The sequence below is a fragment of the Zoogloea sp. GW822-FHT05C07 genome, from assembly GCF_058800215.1.
This window is the reverse complement of the sequence record NZ_CM179510.1, coordinates 829716-850610: the sequence shown is the minus strand read 5'-3', so window position 1 is coordinate 850610 and position 20895 is coordinate 829716. Positions and strand designations below refer to the sequence as shown.

Genomic DNA, 20895 nt, shown 5'->3' with positions numbered 1-20895 from the left:
GAGGCGATCCCGCCTCGCCGCAGCGCCAGGGATGGATGCCTGAGCGCCCCTACTGTGGCTTGCCACGTAGGGGCGAATTCATTCGTCCTCCGGGATCACGATGTTTATGCGCCTCCGGTACAATTCAGTTACAACTGATGCCTGTGCGAGGTGCAGCATGTCTCATCTGATCCGTTTCGAGCGTACCGGCGGCCCCGAGGTCCTGCAGTGGGTCGAGGTCGATGTGCCGCCGCCCGCTGCGGGCGAGGTGCAGGTCCGCCATCATGCGGTCGGCCTCAATTACATCGACACCTATCATCGCTCCGGCCTCTATCCGCTGCCGCTGCCGTCCGGCCTGGGGCAGGAAGCCGCCGGCGTCATCGAGGCGGTAGGGGAGGGCGTCACCGAATTCCAGCCGGGAGACCGGGTTGCGTACGCGGGCGGTCCGCTCGGGGCTTACGCGGAGCTGCGCAACATCGCGGCCCAGCACTTGGTGAAACTGCCCGACAGCCTGTCATTCGAGCAGGGAGCGGCGATGATGCTGCAGGGCCTGACCGCTCAGTATCTGCTGCGTCGTACCTACCGGGTGCAGCCCGGCGACACTATCCTTATCCATGCCGCGGCCGGCGGCGTGGGCCTGATCGTCTGCCAGTGGGCCAAGGCCCTCGGTGCGACGGTGATCGGCACCGTCAGTTCGGACGAGAAGGCCGAGCTGGCCCGTCGCCACGGTTGCGATCATGCCATCGTGTCCACGCGTGAAAAGGTTTCCGAGCGCGTGCGGGCGCTGACCGGTGGCGCTGGCGTCCACGTGGTGTACGACTCCATCGGCAAGGACACTTTTCTGGATTCCCTGGCCTGCCTGCGGCCGCTCGGCATGATGGTGAGCTTCGGCAACGCCTCCGGCCCGGTCGAGCCCTTCGATCTCGGGCTGTTGGCCAGGATGGGCTCGCTGTTCCTGACCCGGCCGACGCTATTCACCTATACGGCCCGCCGTGAAGACCTGCTGGCGATGGCCGACGAGTTGTTCGGCGTCGTGGCGTCGGGCCAGGTCCGCATCAACATCAACCAGCGTTATCCGTTGCAGGACGCCGCCACTGCCCACCGTGAGCTGGAGGCGCGACGGACGACGGGTTCCACCGTTCTGATCCCGTGAAAATGACTGTTTCCTTCCTCCGCGCCGGGCTTCTTGCCCTGAGTCTGGGCGCCTGTCTGCCGACCGCCTTCGCGGCACCGCCGGCGGTGTCGCTGACGCCGGTTCAAATGGCTTTCATGCAGGCGGAAGCCCGTCGCATTGACGAAACCTTTGTCCAGAAGCTGATGACCATTTCGGGGGCGACCCGGGAGCAGGTGGCGCGCGCGATTCCTGCCAAGGGGCGGCTGATCGAGCGCATGGCGCGCATCTACAATTCCCTCGAGAACGATCTGAAGGTACAGCTCACACCGGAGCAGAAGGCACTGATGTTTGCTGCGGACGAGGAGCGCAAGCAGGCTCTCAGGGATCTGCCGGCCCAGGCCGCCAGCAAGTAGGGGCGGATTCGCCAGGGCTTCGGCTGCGCCGGTAGTCGGCGCTGGCGTGCCGCCTGCCGTGTCAGAACAGTTCCATGCTGCCGGTCGCCTGTTCGCGGACGGCGATGCGCCCATCGGCTTGCAGGGTTTCGTAGCAGGCGAGTTGGTTGCGGCCGTTTTCCTTGGCGAAATAAAGCGCTTCGTCCGCGCGGCCGACGATTTCCGGGATGGTGTCCTGGGGACGGATATGGGTGTAGCCCATGCTGACCGTGACCTGGCCGACCTGCGGGAAGGGGTAGTTCTGCACCGTTTCGCGCAGCCGCTCCAGAGCCTGCGCCACTTCTTCTTCGCTCCCGGCCCGCAGCACGACGACGAACTCTTCGCCGCCAAAGCGGAACAGGCGGTCCTGGTGGCGGAAGCTGTCACGCATCAGGCGGGCCAGCAAGAGCAGCACTTCATCGCCGTAAAGGTGGCCGAAGTGGTCGTTGATGCGCTTGAAATGGTCCACATCCAGCACCGCCAGCCAGTGGGTGCCGTCGTCCTGCTGCCGGCGGCGCATGGGCACGTCGTCTTCCGGGTTGCCGCGTTGAACGGCCAGCGCATTGAGGATCTTGCCGAGATTCTCGTCGAAGGTCTTGCGGTTGAGCAGGCCGGTGAGGGTGTCGCGCTCGCTGTAGTCGAGCAGGCTCAGGTAGTTGCGGTAGAGGCCGAGAAAGCCCTCCGCGGTGCCCAGGTTTTCTTCGCTGAGCTGCGCGCTGCAGACCACCTCCAGCACGCCGAGCACCCGTCGCTCGGCCAGGATCGGGAAGCAGTGAAGGTATCGGCCGGTAGCCTCCAGGTGGCGGAGCACAATGTGGTTCTGCTCGACGCAGGCCGCCATCTCCGGCCGCTGGGCGACCGGAATCGTCTCCGCGGTGTCGTCGAGCTCATCCTGCACGTAGTGCACGCCGGCCTGGCCGACATGCACGACCTGGGTCAGGAAGTTGTCCTTGCCGTGTTCGATGACCTTGTAGAGATTGACTTCGAGGGCCTTGACCAGTTCGAACAGGGCCGAAGCCACACCCAACTCCAGCAGAGTACGGTCGCGGTGCTGGGTGATGGATTCGACGTGTTTCAGAACGTGGATCATGGGTGTTCCGGGGCAGACAGCTTGACCCGGCATCTTAGCGCAGTGGGCCGGCTTGGGTGAGGATGCAGGCGGCGGGGTGAGGAATCCTCCGCGAATGACGTGCCGATCCTGCTAGCTGAGGGGCATGCGGCTGGCTTGCGTATAATCGCCGCCATCGTCCTGCCGAGCCCTTTCCGCCCCTTGAATTACGATACTTTCATCGACCAGTTGTTTGCGCGGGTGCCCCGTGCGGACGTGACCGTCGCGCTGGTGGCCGTCAATGTCCTGGTTTTCGTCGGGCTGGCCGCGTTGTCCATGAATCTGTTGCAGATCCCGGCCGACTTGCTGATCCGCGCCGGTGGCAATTTTGCGCTGCGGGTGCAGGAAGGCGAGAGCTGGCGTCTGCTGACGGCGCTGTTCCTGCACGGCGGCCTGCTCCACGTCGGGCTCAACATGTTTGCGCTGTACCAGGCAGGGCAGGTGGTCGAGCGTCTGTTCGGGCGCGCGGGTTTTGCCGTGGTGTATCTCGTTGCCGGCCTGCTCGGTAACCTGGCCAGTCTGTGGTGGCGCCAGAGCGCAGTGAGCGTCGGGGCGTCGGGGGCGATCTTCGGGGTCTACGGGGCCATGCTGGGCTATCTGATGATCCAGCGCGGTTCGGTGCCCGCCGAGGTGTTTCGCGAGATGCGCTCGGGAACCCTCGGCTTCCTGGGCTACTCACTGTTCGCCGGCTTCGCCATCGCCGGTATCGACAATGCGGCCCACCTCGGCGGCCTGCTGGGCGGCTTCGTCCTCGGCGCCGCGCTGGCCGAGCCGGTGCAAGCGCAGCGGCCGGTCCGCTGGCTGGGGCCACGGGCCCTGGCAGGTGGCGTGGCGGTGGTGCTCATCGGCGCCGTGCTGTGGCGCATGACGCCCGATGTGGCGCACGGAATCGAGGTGGATACGCTCTACCAGCAGACCGTGCAGCGCTTTGCGCTGGAAGAGCAGGAGCTGCAGCGGGAGCAGTCCCAGCTGATGGACGCCGTGCGGGGCCGCCGGACCTCCGAGGCGGCTGCGCTCGACATCCTCGAGCGGGATCTGATCCCCCGCTGGGACCGCCAGGTGGTGCAGCTGTCGTGGCGCATGGCACCGCCCCACCGGGAGTGGCAGCGGCGGGAGCTGATCCTCTACGCGACGGCCCGGCGCGACGCGCTGAAGGCGTTGGTCCAGGCCCTGCAGACCCGTGACGTCGAGTGGGTCGAGCGGTCGCGAAACCTGCAGCAGGAGGCGGAGTCCATCCTGGTGCAGATGCGCTTGCGCAAATCGGTGGAAGAGCCGGGCCAGTGAGCCCGGACGGAGGTCAGGAAAATGGATCTGCTCGAAAACCTCCTGCTGATCGGCCTGCTGGTGGCGATCAGCGCCTTCTTCGCGCTGTCCGAAATTTCCATTGCGGCATCGCGGCAGGTCCGCCTGTCGGTGCTGGCCGAGGATGGGCAGGCCGCCGCCGCCCGCGTGCTGGCCTTGCGGGCTCAGCCGGGGCCTTTCTTCACGCTGGTGCAGATCGGGCTCAACGCGGTGGCGATCATGGGCGGCATCGTCGGCGAGGGGGTGTTCTCTCCGTGGCTGACGACGGTGCTGGCGCCGCTGCTGCCGGAGGCTTACCTGGAGACCGTGGCCTTCGCGGCGTCCTTCACGGTGGTGACCTCGCTGTTCATCCTGTTTGCAGACCTGATGCCCAAGCGGCTTGGCATGGCCTCGCCGGAGCGGTTGGCCATGGCCGTGTCGGGGCCGATGAGTCTGCTGATCCGCTGGCTGCGACCGCTGCTGTGGTTCTACAACTCGGCGGCGGAGCTGATGTTCCGCGTGCTGGGCGTGCCGACAACGCGCAATGAGACGGTGACGCCGGACGAGATCGTCGCCGTGGTGCAGGCGGGGGCGGCGGCCGGCGTGCTGGCCGAGCAGGAACACGCGCTGATCGAGAACGTCTTCGGCCTCGACGTCCGTAGCGCCCCGTCGGCAATGACGACCCGCGACAGCGTGGTCTTCTTCACGCTGCAGGAGAGCGAGGAGAGCATCCGCCAGAAGATCACCAGCCGGCCCTTCAACCGCTTCCCGGTGTGCGACGGCGACATCGACCACGTGGTTGGCTACGTGGATGCCAAGGATCTGCTCAACCGCGTGCTGGCGGGCCAGTCGCTGTCGATGAAGGCCGACGCGCCGATCAACCCGCTGCTGGCGCTCCCTGACACGCTGACACTGGCCGAGGTGCTGGAGCGCCTGCGCGAGGCCCGTGAGGACTTCGCGGTGATCGTCAACGAGTACGCGCTGGTGGTCGGCGTGATCACCCTCAACGACATCATCCGGGCGCTGGTCGGCGACGACGTGGACCAGGTGCAGGAGGAGCAGATCCTGCGCCGGGATGAGAACTCCTGGCTGGTGGACGGCGCCACCGCCGCCAGCGACGTGATGCGCGTGCTCGACATCGACGACGAGGACGGTGGCGAGCATTACGAGACCATTGCCGGCTTCATGATGTACCACCTGCGCAAGATTCCGCGCCGTACCGACCGGGTGGACTTCGCGGGCTACCGCTTCGAGGTGCTCGACGTGGACAACCACCGCATCGACCAGCTGCTGGTCAGCCGCCTGCCGGCCGACGGAGAAATCTCCGACAAGGGGTGAACCCGTTTCCCCGGGGCGGGTAAAATCGCGGGATGCCTGAGACTCACTCCCCCCGCTTCATCCACCTGCGCCTCCATACCGAGTATTCGATCTCCGACGGGATCGTGCAGGTGGACCACGCCATCGCCCGCGCCGCCGCCGACGGCATGCCGGCGCTGGGCATTTCCGACCTCGCCAACCTCTTCGGCATGGTCAAGTTCTACAAGGGCGCCCGCGGCAAGGGCATCAAGCCGGTGTGCGGCATGGACACCTGGATCACCAATGACGTGGACCGGGACAAGCCGAGCCGCGTGCTGCTGATCTGCAAGAACCGCAAGGGCTACGGCCAGTTGTGCGAGCTGCTGACCCAGGCCTACATGGAGAACAAGTACCGCGGCCGCGCCGAGATCCGCCGCGAGTGGCTGACCGCCGAAAGCGCCAGCGACCTGCTGTGCCTGTCCGGCGCCAAGGATGGCGACGTGGGCCATGCGCTGGCCAACGGCAACACCCGCCTCGCCGAACAGCTGGCCGCCGACTGGGCGCGCCGCTTTCCGGGCGGCTTCTACATCGAGATCCAGCGGGCCGGCCATCCGGGCACCGAGACCTACATCCGCGAGGTCCTGCAGATCGCCGCCAGCCTCGACCTGCCCGTGGTCGCGACGCACCCGATCCAGTTCACCCGGCCCGAGGACTTCAAGGCCCATGAGGCGCGGGTGTGCATCTCCCAGGGCAACGTGCTGGCCGACAAGCGGCGCCCGCGGGACTTCACCGAGCAGCAGTATTTCAAGACCCAGGCGGAGATGTGCGAGCTCTTCGCCGACATCCCCGAGGCCCTCGAGAACAGCATCGAGATCGCCCGCCGCTGCTCGCTGACGGTCCAGCTCGGCAAGAACTTCCTGCCCCTGTTCCCGACGCCGGAAGGCATGACCCTCGACGACTACCTGATCGCCGAGGCCAAGGCCGGCCTGGAGGTGCGCCTGGGCGAGCTGTACCCGGACGAGGCCGTCCGCGAGGGCCAGCGCCAGCGCTACGAAGACCGCCTGAAGTTCGAGACCGACACCATCGTGCAGATGGGCTTCCCGGGCTACTTCCTGATCGTGGCGGACTTCATCAACTGGGCCAAGCAGAACGGCGTGCCGGTCGGCCCGGGGCGGGGTTCCGGCGCCGGCTCGCTGGTGGCCTACAGCCTGCGCATCACCGACCTGGATCCGCTCGAATACGCGCTGCTGTTCGAGCGCTTCCTGAACCCGGAACGGGTGTCGATGCCCGACTTCGACATCGACTTCTGCCAGGACAACCGCTATCGCGTTATCGAATACGTGCGCGAGCGCTACGGCAAGGACGCTGTGAGCCAGATCGCCACCTTCGGCACGATGGCCTCCAAGGCCGTGGTGCGCGACGTCGGCCGCGTACTCGACCTGCCCTACGGCCTGTGCGATCGCCTGTCCAAGCTGATTCCGGTGGTGCAGAACAAGCCCCTGTCGCTGGCCGATGCCCGCGAGCAGGAGCCACAGATCAACGAGCTGATGGCCGACGGCAACGACGGCGAGTCGATTCAGGAGCTGTGGAGCCTCGCCGAGCCGCTCGAAGGCCTGACCCGCGGCGTCGGCATGCACGCCGGCGGCGTGCTGATCGCCCCCGGAAAGCTGACCGATTTCTGCCCGCTGTACATTGCCGACGGAGAGGACGCCACGCCGGTGTCCCAGTACGACAAGGACGACGTGGAAGGCGTCGGCCTCGTGAAGTTCGACTTCCTCGGCCTGCGCAACCTCACCATCATCGAGCTGGCGCTCGACTACGTGGCGCGCCTGACCGGCAAGCGGATCGACCTGATGAGCCTGGGCTTCGAAGACCAGGCCGCCTACCAGATCCTCCGCGACGCCAACACCACCGCGATCTTCCAGGTGGAATCGGACGGGATGAAGAAGCTGCTGAAGAAGCTGGCGCCTGACCGTTTCGAAGACATCATCGCTGTGTTGGCGCTCTACCGGCCGGGCCCGCTGGGCTCCGGCATGGTGGACGACTTCATCCTGCGCAAAAAGGGTCAGCAGGAGATCGACTATTTCCACCCGGACCTGAAAGCCTGCCTGGAACCCACCTACGGGGTGATCGTGTACCAGGAACAGGTGATGCAGATCTCCCAGATCATCGGCGGCTACACCCTCGGCGGCGCCGACATGCTGCGCCGGGCGATGGGTAAGAAGAAGCCCGAGGAGATGGCCAAGCACCGGGAGACGATTGCCGACGGCGCCAAGAAGCTGGGCTACGACCCGGCGCTGGCCGAGCAGCTCTTCGACTTGATGACCAAGTTCGCCGAGTACGGCTTCAACAAGTCGCACACGGCGGCCTACGCGGTGGTCACCTACCACACCGCCTGGCTCAAGGCCTACCACTGCGCGGCCTTCATGGCCGCCACCATGTCGGCCGACCTGGACAACACCGACACGATCAAGATCTTCTACGAAGACACGATCGCCAACCACATCACCGTGCTGCCGCCGGACGTGAACGCGTCCGACTACCGCTTCGTGCCCACCGACTCCAAGACCATCCGCTACGGCCTGGGGGCGGTGAAGGGCGTCGGCGAACCGGCGGTGCGGGCGATCCTGGCGGCCCGCGAGTCCGGCGGCCCGTTCAAGGACCTGTTCGACTTCGCCTGTCGCGTGGACAAGCGCATGGCCAACCGGCGCGTCATCGAGGCGCTGATCCGCGCCGGCGCCTTCGACACTGTGGCGCCGACCCAGCCGGTGGATCGCCATACGCTGCTGGCCAGCGTCGGCATTGCGATGGAAGCCGCCGAGCAGATCGCCGCCAACGCGCTGCAGAGCGGCCTCTTCGACGTGCCCGGCGAAGCCGCCGCGCCGATGGTGGACTACGTCAAGGTGCGGCCGTGGGGCGAGCGCGAGAAGCTGAAGGAAGAGAAGCTGGCGATCGGCTTCTTCCTGTCAGGTCACCCCTTCAATGCCTTCAGGGAAGAGGTGCGGCGCTTCGTGCGGCGCCCGTTGTCCCAGGTCGAGCCGAGCAAGGAACTGATCACGATGGCTGGCGTGGTGATGGAGGTGCGCGCCAAGATAACGTCCCGCGGCAAGATCGCCTTCGTACTGCTCGACGACGGCACCACGCCGCGGGAGGTGTCGGTGTTCTCCGAGGTCTTCGACAACAACCGCCAGCGCATCGTCGTGGACGAGGTGCTGGTGGTCGAGGCCAAGGTCAGCAACGACGACTTCTCCGGTGGCCTGCGCATCGTCGCCGACAAGCTGCTGACGCTCGGCGAGGCCCGCGGCCGTTTTGCCAAGGCACTGCAGCTCCGGCTCAACGGCGAGGTTGGCGAAACAGGCGGTGCTGTGGCTGCTGCCGAACGTCTGGCCAGCCTGCTGCAGCCTTTCCGCGAAGGGGAATGCCCGATCCGCGTGCGCTACCGCAATGCCAACGCCGAAGGCGACGTGCCCTTCGGGCCGAACTGGCGGGTGCGCCCGGAGGACAGCCTGCTCGAAAGCCTGCGCGACTGGCTGCCGCCGGAAGCCGTCGAAGTGCTGTACAGCTGAGCGGCGTGGGCATCCGTTTCTTCGACGCGGCGCTGCTCGACGGGCTGGTGGCGCAGGCGCGCACGCTGCCGCGTCGCCGGGCCCATCACAATCTGCACACCGACCTGGGCGCGCCGGCCCAGCGCCTGCTGGTGGCGATGGAGCCGGATTCCTACGTGCGTCCCCACTGCCACCTGGATCCGGACAAAGCGGAAACCCTGATCGTACTGCGCGGCAGCCTGGGCGTGCTGATCTTCGATTCCACTGGTGCGGTTACGGAGACGCAGGTCATGCGGGCTGGCGGCACCGTGCTGGGCTATGACGTGCCGCCGGTCGTGTGGCATTCCATCGTGGCGCTCGACAGCGGCACCGTCTTTGCCGAGGCCAAGTCGGGGCCTTATGTGCCGCTGAGTGATGCCGAGTGGGGCGGCTGGGCGCCGGCCGAAGGCGAGCCCGCCGTCGCCGCCTACCTGGCGGCGATGACAAGGCTGTTTACTCTGGCGTAAGCGGCGCGGCCGGTAGCGTGCCGATGTGCAGCAGGCCGGTGACCGCATCGGCCGGCAGCGGCGGGCTGAACAGGTAGCCTTGAGCCGCGGTGCAGCCCTCCTGGCGCAGGAACTCCATCTGTTCCGGCGTCTCGGTGCCCTCTGCGATCACTTCCAGGCGCAGGTTGCGGCCCAACTGGATGATGGTACGTACCAGCACCGCGTCGTCCGGATCTTCATCCAGGTCGCGCACGAAGCTCTGGTCGATCTTCAGGCGGTCCACCGGAAAGCGCTTCAGGTAGGCCAGGCTCGAGTAGCCGGTGCCGAAGTCGTCGATCGACATCCGCACGCCGAGCTTCTTCAGGCGCGCCAGCGTGTCCTCGACGGCGTTGCCGGACTGCATCAGCAGGGATTCGGTGAGCTCCAGTTCCAGCCACTGGCCGTCCAGCCCGTTGGCCTCAAGCACGTCGCGGACGGTGGCGATGATGTCTTCCCGGCGGAACTGCAGCGCCGACAGGTTGACGGCCACCGGCACCGGCTCAAAGCCGGCGTCCTGCCAGTGGCGGGCCTGGCGGCAGGCTTCGTGAAGTACCCAGCGGCCGATGGGGACGATCAGCCCGCATTCCTCGGCAATCGGGATGAAGCGGGCCGGCGGCACGCCGCCCAGTGTGCCGCTAAACCAGCGCAGCAGGGCTTCCATGCCGATGATGCGGCCCGTGGCGAGGTCCACCTGGGGCTGGTAATACAGCTGGAACTCGTTGTTCTCGAGGGCGCGCCGCAGGGCGTTTTCCAGGTGCAGGCGTTCCAGTGCGTTGACGTTCATCACCTCGTCGAAGAAGCGGTAGGTGTCCCGCCCGCTTTCCTTGGCGTGGTACATCGCCGTGTCGGCGTTCTTCATCAGGCTTTCGACGTCCTGGCCGTCCTCGGGATAGAGGGCGATGCCGATGGAGAACGAGGTGCCGAGCTGCTGGGTGTCGATCTGGAAGGGTTCGCGCAGGCGGTCGAGGATCTTCTCGGCGACGCGGGCGGCGTCGGCCGGCACTTCGACGTCGGTGAGGACTATCAGGAACTCGTCGCCGCCCTGGCGGCTGACCGTGTCGGTCTCGCGGACGCAGGCCGACAGGCGCAGCGCCACGCCCTGCAGCAGCTGGTCGCCCATCATGTGGCCGAGGGAGTCGTTGATGGTCTTGAAGCGGTCCAGGTCGAGGAACAGCAGGGCGATGCGCTTTTGTCGCCGTACCGCGTTGGCGAGGGCCTGTTCGAGACGGTCGTGGAGCAGGGTGCGGTTGGGCAGGCCGGTCAGCGCGTCATGCTGGGCCAGGAAGGCGATGCGCGCCTCGGAGGCCTTGCGCTCGGTGATGTCGGAGAACACCGCCACGTAATGGCTGATCCGCCCGGCGTTGTCGCGCACGGCGCTGATCGACAGCGCAGAAGGGTAGAGCGTGCCGTTCTTGCGGCGGTCGTTGATCTCCCCCTGCCAGAAACCGTGTTCCTCGATCTCGCCCCACATGGCTTCGTAGAAGGCCGGATCGTGATGGCCGGACTTGAGCAGTCGCGGGGTCTGGCCGATGGCCTCTTCGGCGCTGTAGCCAGTGACCTCGGTGAAGGCCTTGTTGACTGACAGGATGCGCTGGTTGGCGTCGGTGACGATGATCGCCTCGACGCTGTTGCGGAACACGGTCCAGGCCAGGCGCAGCTGTTCTTCGCTCTCCCGCCGGGCGGTGATGTCGGCGATGGTGGTGATGACGCCGCGGGGCGTGGCGCTGTCGTCCTCGTAAAGCGGCACCGAATTGACCCACACCCAGCGCAGGCTACCGTCCCGCCGTTCGACGCCGAGGGGGCCGGCCTGGGGCTTGCCGCTGGCCAGGGCCAGCATGGACGGGATCTGGTTGATGTCGGCTGGCCCGCCGTCTTCGTTGAGATAACGGACGAGGCCTTTGTCCTGGCCGAGCTCCCAGATGCGCATTTCTGTGGCGTTGAGGCCGAAGATCTCTTCGGCGCTGGTGTTGTGCAGCAGCACTCGTCCCTGGGCGTCACGCAGGATGACGCCTTCGCCCATCGAGGCGAGCAGCGTGCGCATGCTCTCCTCGCGTTCGCGCAGTTCGGCTTCGGTGTTGCGTCGGTCGGTGATGTCCAGGGCGGAGGCGATGTAGCCGGTGAATTCGCCGTTGCCGTCGAAGACCGGCCGCCCGGTATTGATGATCCAGCGGTACGCGCCGTCGTGGCGGCGCAGCCGGTACTCCATCTCGAAGGGGGTCTGGACCGCGAAGTGCTGGAGGTAGGTTCCGATGCAGCGGTCGAAATCCTCCGGGTGGATCCCGATGGTCCACCCGTCGCCCAGTTCGTCGTCCAGCGTGCGGCCGGTGAATTTCAGCCAGGTCTGGTTGAAATAGCAGCACTTGGCGTCGGTGCCGGAGCGCCAGATCAGGGTGGGAAAGCGTTCGAACAGGGCGGTTGAAAAATCGAGGCCGTCGTTGCTTTCTGGATGGGGGGGCGCGACCACGTCGAGTGAGAGGCTGTCGTGAATGCTGCTGCTGATGGCGAATTGCCGCATTCTAACGCCATTTCCGGCCGGCATTCAGAGCGTGTCGGCGCGGCTGAAGTCTGGCGTCCCCGGATGCTCGGCGCTCTCCCAGTCCACCCTGCTGACGCGGGCGGCCGGCGGGCCGCGCCGGCTCCAGTCGATGATCGCCTCCACCGCCGCTGCCGGGCCGGCGACCAGGGCCTCGACGGTGCCGTCGCTGCGGTTGCGCACCCAGCCGGCAAGGCCCAGGTGCAGGGCCTGGGCGTGCAGCGCGTTGCGGTAGCCGACGCCCTGCACGATGCCGTGGATGCGCAACAGGCGGGCGGCGGGATCAGACGTTGTCTTCATCGATGAACCTCGGGAGCAGTTCCCTGGCGCGGGCGAGGGCGCCGTACAGGTCGCCGCAGATGTTGTTGGGGCCTACTTCTCCGGCAAAGCCCGAGCGTTCGATCAGTGAGCCGGGCTGAGAGTTCAGATTGCACAGGATCAGCGCACAGCCGCGCTTGTGCAGGTTCCTGCACAGGCTTTCGAGGCCTTCCAGGCCGGTGGTGTCGAGGCTGACCAGGTGCTGCATCTCGAGGATGACGATCTCCGGGTGTCTTTCCGCCGGGGCCAGCAGGGTTTCCAGTTTGTGGATCGCGCCGAAGAACAGGGAGCCGTACAGGGAATAGGCGACCACCCGCGGCGTGCCGTCCGGGTAGAGGAACTGCGGCAGCATCGCCAGTTCACCGAGGGGCCGGCGTTCGACGCGGGTCAGGTCCGACATGCGGTAGATGAAGGCGAGGCTGGCCAGCACCATGCCCAGCTCGACTGCCAGCGTCAGGTCGAAAACCACGGTGACGAAGAAGGTGGCGAGCAGGATGGCCCGGTAGTTCAGCGAGAAGCGCCCCAGCCCGCGGAACTCATGCCATTCGCCCATGTTGATGGATACAACGACGACGATCGCCGACAGGGTGGCCAGCGGGATGTGCTTGGCGAACGGGGCCAGCACCAGCACGACGGCCAGCAGCACCAGCGCGTGCACCATGCCGGCCACCGGGCTGCGCCCGCCGGTGCGCACGTTGGTGGCGGTACGGGCGATGGCGCCGGTGGCGGCGAAGCCACCGAACAGCGGGGCGGCGATGTTGGCGACGCCCTGGGCGATCAGCTCCTGGTTGGGGTCGTGGCGGTCGTCGATGGAGCCATCGGCGACGCGGGCCGACAGCAGGGATTCGATGGCGCCGAGCAGCGCGATGGTCAGGGCCGGCGAGATCAGCTTGCCGAGGATGGGCAGCGACAGCTCGGGCAGCGCGAAGGTGGGCAGGTCCTGCGGAATGCCGTTGAAGCGGCTGCCGATGGTCTCCACCGGCAGCTGCAGCAGTGCGTTGGCGACGGTGGCGACGACCAGCACGCCGAGAGGGCCGGGCATGCGGGCCAGCAGCGTGAAGCGCTTGGCCAGCCGGTTCCACGACAGCAGCACGATCAGCGAGACGATCGACAGCGCGACGGTCGGGATGTCGATGGTGTGCAGGTTGGTGGCCAGCGCTTCCACCTTGCCGAAGAACTCGCCGGGCATGTGCTCGATGCGCAGGCCAAGGAAATCCTTGATCTGGGCGAGGAAGATCACCACCGCGATGCCGTTGGTGAAGCCGATCACCACCGTCTTGGGGATGAAGCGGATCAGGTTGCCGAGGCGGAACACGCCCATTGCCACCAGGATCGCGCCAGCCAGCATCGTGGCGACGAGCAGGTTCTGCACGCCATAGTCGGCGACGATGCCGTAGATGATCGGGATGAAGGCGCCGGTCGGCCCTCCGATCTGCACGCGGGAGCCGCCGAGGGCGGAGATCAGGAAGCCGGCGACGATGGCTGTCCAGATGCCGGCGGTGGGGGACATGCCCGAGGCGATGGCGAAGGCCATCGCGAGGGGCAGGGCGAGGACGCCGACCGTCAGGCCGGCGGACGCATCGCGACTGAACTGGCTGCCGTCATAACCCGGCAGGGTGTCGAGGAGCTTGGGGTGAAACGCAATCTTGGCCATGGGGCCTCCGCAAATGAGGGAACATCGGGTGTGCGCCGGCTGGCGCGCCTTGCGGAGGGGTGAGACCGGGCCCAGTGCGATGTTGGATGAACCATCGTTTGCGGGCGGTCATGGGCATGTTTGCGCTTCCTTCAGGTTAGCCGGAAAAGTGGCTGTCGTTGGCGGCCCGCTTGCCGCGGGACGCGGCATGCATGACTTCCACCAGCATCTTCACCGCGGCAATGAAGACGGCGACGATGCCGCCGCCCACGCAGATCCAGGCTTGCAGGCTGTTGGCGGGAAAGCCGGGCAGCAGGGAGGCGCGGTCTTCCATGAGGTAGGCCGCGCCCAGCGCGAGGACCAGCACGCCGATCATGTCGATGGCCGCCCAGGCCCAGAAGGCCAGGGTCAGGCGGGGCAGGGGCGAGGCGCTCATTTGACGCGCATGCCCGGGGTGGCGCCGCTGTCCGGCGACAGGATGAACAGGCCCGGCACTTCGCCGCTGCTGTCGGAGGCGGCCAGCACCATGCCTTCGGACATGCCGAACTTCATCTTGCGCGGGGCCAGGTTGGCGACCATCACGGTCAGCCGGCCGACCAGCGTGGCGGGGTCGTAGGCGCTCTTGATGCCGGCGAAGACCTGGCGCGGGCGCTCCTCGCCGATGTCGAGCTGCAGGCGCAGCAGTTTGGCGGCGCCTTCGACGTGCTCGGCGGAGACGATCCTGGCGATGCGCAGGTCCACCTTGCCGAAGTCGTCGATGGAGATGAAGGGCTCGGTTTCCGCAGCCTGCTCGGCTTCGGTGGCGGCCACGTGGGCCTGGTGCTGGGCGTGGCGCTGCTCGGAGTGGGCGTCCTTGCCGTTCTTGGCGGCCTTGGCCGGTTTTGCGTCGGCGGCAGCGGCGGGGGCCAGGGAGTCTCGGTTGGCTTCGAGGAGGGCGTCCACCTGCTTGCGCTCGATGCGGGTCATCAGGTGGCTGTAGGCGCCGATGGCGTGGCCGGCGGGCAGCGGGGCCAGCAGGTTGTCCCAGTTCAGCGGCGCGACGGCCAGGAAGGCTTCGACCTGGGCGGCCAGCGTCGGCAGCACCGGCTTGAGCAGGCCGGTGAGGGCCTTGAAGATGTTGATGGCGGTGGTGCACACCACGTGCAGGCGGGCTTCCTGGCCTTCCTGCTTGGCGAGCTCCCACGGCTTGTTGTCGTTGACGTAGCCGTTGGCCTGGTCGGCGAACTCCATGATCTTGCGCAGCGCGCGGCTGAAATCGCGGGTTTCGTACGCGGCGGTGATCTCGGAGAGGTCCCAGTCGAGGGCGGCGGTGCTGTCATGGGCGCCGAGCTTGCCGTCGAAGCGCTTGGCGATGAAGCCGGCGCAGCGGCTGGCGATATTGACGAACTTGCCGACCAGGTCGGAATTGACTTTGGCGATCATGTCGTCGAGGTTGAGGTCCACGTCTTCCATCGTGCCGTTGGACTTGCCGGCGAAGTAGTAGCGCAGCCACTCCGGGTTGAGCTTCTGCTCGGTGTAGGAGCGGGCGGTGATGAAGGTGCCGCGGCTCTTGCTCATCTTGGCGCCGTCTACCGTAAGGAAGCCGTTGACGCACAGCTGGGTCGGCGTGCGGTAGCCGGCGAAGTGCAGCATCGCGGGCCAGAACAGCGCGTGGAAGTACAGGATGTCCTTGCCGATGAAGTGGATCAGCTCGGTGCCGGTGGCGGCCGCCGGGCCGGCTTCGGTGTAGTCGGCGACGTCGATGTCCTTGCGGCGGGCAGCCAGGTTGCGGAAGCTGGCGAAGTAGCCGATCGGCGCGTCCAGCCACACGTAGAAGTACTTGCCGGGCGCGCCGGGGATCTCGAAGCCGAAGTAGGGCGCGTCGCGGGAGATGTCCCAGTCGGACAGCTTGTTCTCGCCGGCCTCGCCGAGCCATTCCTTCATCTTGTTGGCGGCTTCGGCCTGCAGGCGGCGTTCGCCGTCGGGCGTGACGCCCTGGGTCCATTCGCGCAGGAACTCGACAGCGCGCGGGTCGGACAGGCGGAAGAAGTAGTGCTCGGAGGTCTTCAGCACCGGCTTGGCGCCGGACACCGCGGAGTACGGGTTCTTCAGTTCGGTGGGGGCGTAGGCCGCGCCGCAGGCTTCACAGTTGTCGCCGTACTGGTCTGCCGCGCCGCACTTGGGGCACTCGCCCTTGATGAAGCGGTCGGGCAGGAACATCTCCTTGACCGGGTCGTAGAACTGCTCGATCGCGCGGGTGTCGATGAGCTTGGCGTTGTCGCGCAGGCGGGTGTAGATGTCTTCGGCGTACCAGCGGTTCTCGCCGCTGTGGGTGGAGTGGTAGTTGTCGAACTCGACGCTGAAATCGCGGAAGTCGCGGGAGTGTTCGCCATGCACGCGGTCAATCAGCTGCTCGGGCGTCAGGCCTTCCTTTTCGGCGCGCAGCATGACCGGCGTGCCGTGGGTGTCGTCCGCGCAGACGTAGTGCACCAGGTTGCCGCGCATGCGCTGGTAGCGCACCCAGATGTCGGCCTGGATGTAGCCGACCAGGTGACCAAGGTGGATGTCGCCGTTGGCGTAGGGCAGGGCGTTGGTGACGAGGATCTTGCGCGGGGGGGTCATGGATTGGCCTGATGCACGAATGTTCTGAATCCGGCATTCTACCAAAGCGATTCCGCCCTCGCGGAACCTGCCTGTTTTGGTAAACTGGACAAAATTACTCGGGTTTACCTTGCCCCGCGTGCCGTTCACCATGTTTTCATTTTTCCGCCGCTCGCCGGCCCCCGATACCATGAGCCTTACCGACCAGAGCGTCCTCGACTGCCTGAAGCAGTTCGTCGATCCCAATACCGGCAAGGACTACGTCTCCTCCCGCCTGGTGAAGAACCTGCGCGTGAGCGGTGCCGACGTGTCCTTCGACATCGAGCTGGGCTACCCGGCGCAAACCCAGATCGACGCGATCCGCCAGGCGCTGATCGCCCAGGTCAAGACTTTGCCCGGCGTCGGCAATGTGAGCGCCAACGTGCATAGCAAGATCGTTGCCCACGCGGTGCAGCAGGGCGTCAAGCTGCTGCCCGGCGTGAAGAACATCATCGCCGTGGCGTCCGGCAAGGGCGGCGTCGGCAAGAGCACCACCGCGGTCAACCTGGCCCTCGCGCTGGTGGCCGAAGGTGCCCGCGTCGGCATGCTGGATGCGGACATCTACGGCCCGTCCCAGCCACAGATGCTGGGCATCGGCGGCCAGCGTCCCGACTCCCTCGACGGCAAGACCATGCAGCCGCTGCACGCCCACGGCCTGCAGGTGATGTCCATCGGCTTCCTGGTGGACGTGGAAACGCCGATGGTGTGGCGCGGCCCGATGGCCACCGGCGCGCTGCAGCAGCTGCTGAAGGAAACCAACTGGGACGAGCTGGATTACCTGGTCATCGACATGCCGCCGGGTACCGGCGACATCCAGCTGACCCTGTCCCAGACCGTGCCGGTGACCGGCGCGGTGATCGTCACCACGCCGCAGGACATCGCGCTGCTGGACGCCCGCAAGGGCCTCAAGATGTTCGAGAAGGTCGGCGTGCCGATCATCGGCATCGTCGAGAACATGAGCATCCACATCTGTTCCAACTGCGGCCACGAGGAGCACATCTTCGGCACCGGCGGCGGCCAGGCCATGTGCGCCGACTACGGTGTGCCCTTCCTCGGCGCGCTGCCCCTCGACATCCAGATCCGCCAGGAAGTGGACAGCGGTGTGCCGACGGTGGTCGCCGACCCGGACGGCCGCGTCGCCGAGATCTACAAGGGCATCGCCCGCAAGGTGGCGATCAGCATCGCCGAGCGGGCCAAGGACATGAGCCACAAGTTCCCCAATATCGTGGTGCAGAACACGTGAGCGGCCTGATGCGGAGTCTGGCGACCGGCCTGCTGGCGGCCGCTTGCATGGGCTTGGGCGGTTGCGTGGTCGGCACCGTCGTCGGTGCGGCGGTGGATGTGGGCGTCGAAGTCGTGAAGGTGCCGTTCAAGGTCGGCAAGGGTATCTACGACGTGGTCAAGGACGATCCGGAAGAGGAAAAGAAGAAGTAGTTGCGGCATTGCATCAATGCCTGCAATTGGCGTCTCTATGGCGGGCCTCTGCATGTAGAATGCGCGTTTTTGTGCAGGGGCCCCGCGTGAGCATCAAATCGGACAAGTGGATTCGCCGCATGGCGGAAGGCGATGCGCGCATGATCGAACCGTTTGCCCCCGAACTGGTGCGCCAGAATGAGGGCGGCAAGATCGTGTCCTACGGGACGTCGAGCTACGGCTATGACGTGCGCGTTGCCAACGAATTCAAGATCTTCACCAACATCAACTCCACGATTGTCGACCCGAAGAATTTCGACGAGCGCAACTTCGTGGATTTCACCGGCGACGTGTGCATCATTCCGCCGAACTCCTTCGCGCTGGCGCGCACCGTCGAGTACTTCCGCATTCCGCGCAGCGTGCTGACCGTGTGCCTGGGCAAGTCCACCTACGCGCGCTGCGGCATCATCGTCAACGTGACGCCGCTCGAGCCCGAGTGGGAAGGCCACGTGACGCTGGAGTTCTCCAACACCACGCCGCTGCCGGCCAAGATCTACGCCAACGAAGGCGTCGCCCAGATGCTGTTCTTCGAGTCCGATGAAACCTGCGCCACGTCCTACAAGGACCGCGGCGGCAAGTATCTCGGCCAGACCGGCGTGACGCTGCCGAAGATCTGAAATATTTCTGTTGTAACCTTGCAGATACCGGGCGGACTATGCGCAAGCACGCAAGTCCGCCCAACGCTTTTTGTTGATCCGCCCGGGCCGAAAATCGGGCATCGAGGAGTCGAGCATGCGCTTCAATTTTCCGGTCATCGTCATCGACGAGGACTTCCGTTCGGAAAACACGTCCGGGCTGGGTATCCGGGCCCTGGCGGAAGCCATCGAGAAGGAAGGCCCGCACGTGCTGGGGGTGACCAGCTACGGCGACGTGGCGTCCTTCGCCCAGCAGCAGAGCCGCGGCTCGGCCTTCATCCTGTCCATCGACGACGAGGAGTTCTCGTCACCCGAGGCCACCGAAAAGGCCATCGCCGACCTGCGTGCATTTGTCGAGGAAGTCCGTTTCCGTAACGCTGACATCCCGATCTTCCTGTATGGCGAGACGCGCACCTCCCGCCATATCCCGAACGATGTGCTGCGCGAATTGCACGGCTTCATCCACATGTTCGAGGACACCCCGGAGTTCGTCGCCCGCCACATCGTGCGCGAGGCCCGCGCCTACCTGGATTCCCTGCCGCCGCCGTTCTTCCGTGCGCTGACCCACTACGCGGCCGACGGCTCGTACTCTTGGCACTGCCCCGGCCACTCCGGCGGCGTCGCCTTCCTGAAGAGCCCGGTCGGCCAGATGTTCCACCAGTTCTTCGGCGAGAACATGCTGCGCGCCGACGTCTGCAACGCGGTGGACGAACTCGGCCAGCTGCTCGACCACACCGGCCCGGTGGCGGCCTCCGAGCGCAACGCGGCGCGGATCTTCCACGCCGACCACCTGTACTTCGTCACCAACGGCACGTCCACCTCCAACAAGATGGTGTGGCACTCCACCGTGGCGCCGGACGACATCGTGGTGGTGGACCGCAACTGCCACAAGTCGATCCTGCACTCGATCATCATGACGGGCGCGATCCCGGTGTTCCTCACGCCGACCCGCAACCACTTCGGCATCATCGGGCCGATCCCGCTGGACGAGTTCAAGCTCGACAACATCCGCCGCAAGATCGAGGCCAATCCCTTTGCCCGTGCGGTCAAGGACAAGAAGCCGCGCATCCTGACGATCACCCAGTCCACCTACGACGGCATCCTCTACAACGTGGAGACCATCAAGGAGATGCTGGACGGCGAGATCGACACGCTGCACTTCGACGAAGCCTGGCTGCCCCACGCGGCCTTCCACGACTTCTACGGTGATTACCACGCGATGGGCGCCGATCGTCCGCGCTGCAGTGAGTCGATGGTGTTCTCGACCCAGTCCACCCACAAGCTGCTGGCCGGCCTGTCGCAGGCCTCGCAGATCCTCGTGCAGGATTCCCAGACCCGCAGGCTGGACCGCGACATCTTCAACGAGGCCTACCTGATGCACTCGTCCACGTCGCCGCAGTACTCGATCATCGCGTCCTGCGACGTGGCGGCGGCGATGATGGAAGCGCCGGGCGGCACCGCGCTGGTGGAGGAATCCCTGGCCGAAGCCCTCGACTTCCGCCGCGCGATGCGCAAGGTGGACGAGGAGTGGGGCGTCGACTGGTGGTTCAAGGTATGGGGCCCCGATTACCTCGCCGACGAAGGCGTGGGCGATCGCGAAGAATGGATGCTGCGCGACTCCGAGCGCTGGCACGGTTTCGGCAACATCGCGCCGGGCTTCAACATGCTCGACCCGATCAAGGCCACCATCATCACCCCGGGCCTCGATGTGGACGGCGACTTCGCCGACGACTTCGGCATCCCGGCGGCGATCGTCACCAAGTACCTGGCCGAGCACGGCGTTATCGTCGAGAAGACCGGCCTGTACTCGTTCTTCATCATGTTCACCATCGGCATCACCAAGGGCCGCTGGAACACGCTGCTGACCGCGCTGCAGCAGTTCAAGGACGACTACGACAAGAACCAGCCCCTGTGGCGCGTGCTGCCCGAGTTCATCGCCAAGCACCCGCGCTACGAGCGTATCGGCCTGCATGACCTCTGCCAGCAGATCCACGACATCTACAAGCAGAACGACGTGGCACGCCTGACCACCGAGATGTACCTGTCGGACATGGTCCCGGCGATGAAGCCGGCCGACGCCTTCGCCAAGATGGCCCACCGGGAAATCGAGCGGGTGCCCATCGACGAGCTGGAAGGCCGCGTCACCAGCGTGCTGCTGACCCCGTACCCGCCGGGCATCCCGCTGCTGATTCCAGGCGAGCGTTTCAACAAGACAGTGGTCCAGTACCTGCGCTTTGCGCGGGAGTTCAACGACCGCTTCCCGGGCTTCGAGACCGACGTGCATGGCCTCGTGAAGGAAGAGCGCGACGGGCGCATCCATTACTACGTGGATTGCGTGCGCGGCTGAGTCCTGCCGAGCCTTGCATGAAAAACGCCGCGGTTTCAGCCGCGGCGTTTTTCATTGTG

General features: G+C 66.0%; 16 protein-coding genes. 10 read left to right on the top strand and 6 right to left on the bottom strand.

Going from position 1 to position 20895, the window contains the following annotated elements:
• Nucleotides 1-157 precede the first annotated feature (157 nt).
• Both AC3QL2_RS03960 and AC3QL2_RS03955 read left to right on the top strand, forming a co-directional pair.
• Nucleotides 158-1132 carry a quinone oxidoreductase family protein gene (locus AC3QL2_RS03960; protein WP_493235417.1) on the top strand — a complete coding sequence of 325 codons (975 nt, stop codon included), beginning with the start codon at nt 158-160 and terminating at the stop codon, nt 1130-1132.
• Between the two features lie 2 nt (nt 1133-1134).
• Nucleotides 1135-1506, top strand: a complete 372-nt coding sequence (locus AC3QL2_RS03955) for a hypothetical protein (protein WP_493235418.1) — start codon at nt 1135-1137, stop codon at nt 1504-1506.
• A gap of 61 nt (nt 1507-1567) precedes the next feature.
• On the opposite strand, the gene AC3QL2_RS03950 is transcribed toward AC3QL2_RS03955, so the two are convergent.
• The gene (locus AC3QL2_RS03950; protein ID WP_493235419.1) at nt 1568-2614 is read right to left on the bottom strand and encodes a GGDEF domain-containing protein; all 1047 of its coding nucleotides are present in this window, start codon (nt 2612-2614) and stop codon (nt 1568-1570) included.
• Between the two features lie 180 nt (nt 2615-2794).
• On the opposite strand from AC3QL2_RS03950, the gene AC3QL2_RS03945 reads away from it, so the two are divergent.
• The 4 genes from AC3QL2_RS03945 to AC3QL2_RS03930 are packed head-to-tail and all read left to right on the top strand — an operon-like array spanning nt 2795 to nt 9260.
• Nucleotides 2795-3916, top strand: coding sequence for a rhomboid family intramembrane serine protease (locus AC3QL2_RS03945; RefSeq protein WP_493235420.1), 1122 nt, complete (start codon nt 2795-2797; stop codon nt 3914-3916).
• Between the two features lie 21 nt (nt 3917-3937).
• A complete protein-coding gene (gene paeA, locus AC3QL2_RS03940) occupies nt 3938-5251 on the top strand; it encodes a polyamine export protein PaeA (RefSeq protein WP_493235421.1) in 1314 nt (437 codons plus the stop codon).
• 32 nt (nt 5252-5283) lie between these two features.
• Complete coding sequence (gene dnaE / locus AC3QL2_RS03935) at nt 5284-8775, top strand: DNA polymerase III subunit alpha (RefSeq protein ID WP_493235422.1); 3492 nt, start codon at nt 5284-5286, stop codon at nt 8773-8775.
• Nucleotides 8776-8780: 5 nt separating this feature from the next.
• On the top strand, nt 8781-9260 hold the full coding sequence (locus AC3QL2_RS03930) for a WbuC family cupin fold metalloprotein (RefSeq protein WP_493235423.1): 480 nt from the start codon (nt 8781-8783) through the stop codon (nt 9258-9260).
• Here the strand turns inward: AC3QL2_RS03930 and AC3QL2_RS03925 are convergent.
• The 5 genes from AC3QL2_RS03925 to metG form a co-directional block, all read right to left on the bottom strand.
• Entirely contained in the window at nt 9247-11793 is a 2547-nt protein-coding gene (locus tag AC3QL2_RS03925) for a sensor domain-containing protein (RefSeq protein WP_493235424.1), read from the bottom strand. The genes AC3QL2_RS03930 and AC3QL2_RS03925 overlap by 14 nt on opposite strands.
• Before the next feature lie 24 nt (nt 11794-11817).
• Entirely contained in the window at nt 11818-12111 is a 294-nt protein-coding gene (locus AC3QL2_RS03920; RefSeq protein WP_493235425.1) for an acylphosphatase, read from the bottom strand.
• Nucleotides 12095-13783 (bottom strand): SulP family inorganic anion transporter, encoded by a 1689-nt coding sequence (locus AC3QL2_RS03915; protein WP_493235426.1) that lies wholly within the window; start codon nt 13781-13783, stop codon nt 12095-12097. Before AC3QL2_RS03915 ends, AC3QL2_RS03920 begins: the two co-directional genes overlap by 17 nt.
• 136 nt (nt 13784-13919) lie before the next feature.
• Nucleotides 13920-14198: a hypothetical protein gene (locus AC3QL2_RS03910; RefSeq protein ID WP_493235427.1), complete on the bottom strand. Its 279-nt coding sequence runs from the start codon at nt 14196-14198 to the stop codon at nt 13920-13922.
• On the bottom strand, nt 14195-16363 hold the full coding sequence (gene metG, locus AC3QL2_RS03905; protein WP_493235428.1) for a methionine--tRNA ligase: 2169 nt from the start codon (nt 16361-16363) through the stop codon (nt 14195-14197). Before metG ends, AC3QL2_RS03910 begins: the two co-directional genes overlap by 4 nt.
• A 169-nt stretch (nt 16364-16532) precedes the next feature.
• Between metG and apbC the strand changes: the two genes are divergently transcribed.
• From apbC to AC3QL2_RS03885, 4 genes are all read left to right on the top strand, one after another.
• Complete coding sequence (gene apbC / locus AC3QL2_RS03900) at nt 16533-17624, top strand: iron-sulfur cluster carrier protein ApbC (RefSeq protein WP_493235429.1); 1092 nt, start codon at nt 16533-16535, stop codon at nt 17622-17624.
• Complete coding sequence (locus AC3QL2_RS03895; protein ID WP_493235430.1) at nt 17621-17815, top strand: NF038104 family lipoprotein; 195 nt, start codon at nt 17621-17623, stop codon at nt 17813-17815. Before apbC ends, AC3QL2_RS03895 begins: the two co-directional genes overlap by 4 nt.
• 86 nt (nt 17816-17901) lie before the next feature.
• Nucleotides 17902-18471 (top strand): dCTP deaminase, encoded by a 570-nt coding sequence (gene dcd, locus AC3QL2_RS03890; RefSeq protein ID WP_493235431.1) that lies wholly within the window; start codon nt 17902-17904, stop codon nt 18469-18471.
• A 115-nt stretch (nt 18472-18586) separates the two neighbouring features.
• A complete protein-coding gene (locus tag AC3QL2_RS03885; protein WP_481119172.1) occupies nt 18587-20836 on the top strand; it encodes an Orn/Lys/Arg family decarboxylase in 2250 nt (749 codons plus the stop codon).
• The last annotated feature ends 59 nt before the right edge of the window (nt 20837-20895 follow it).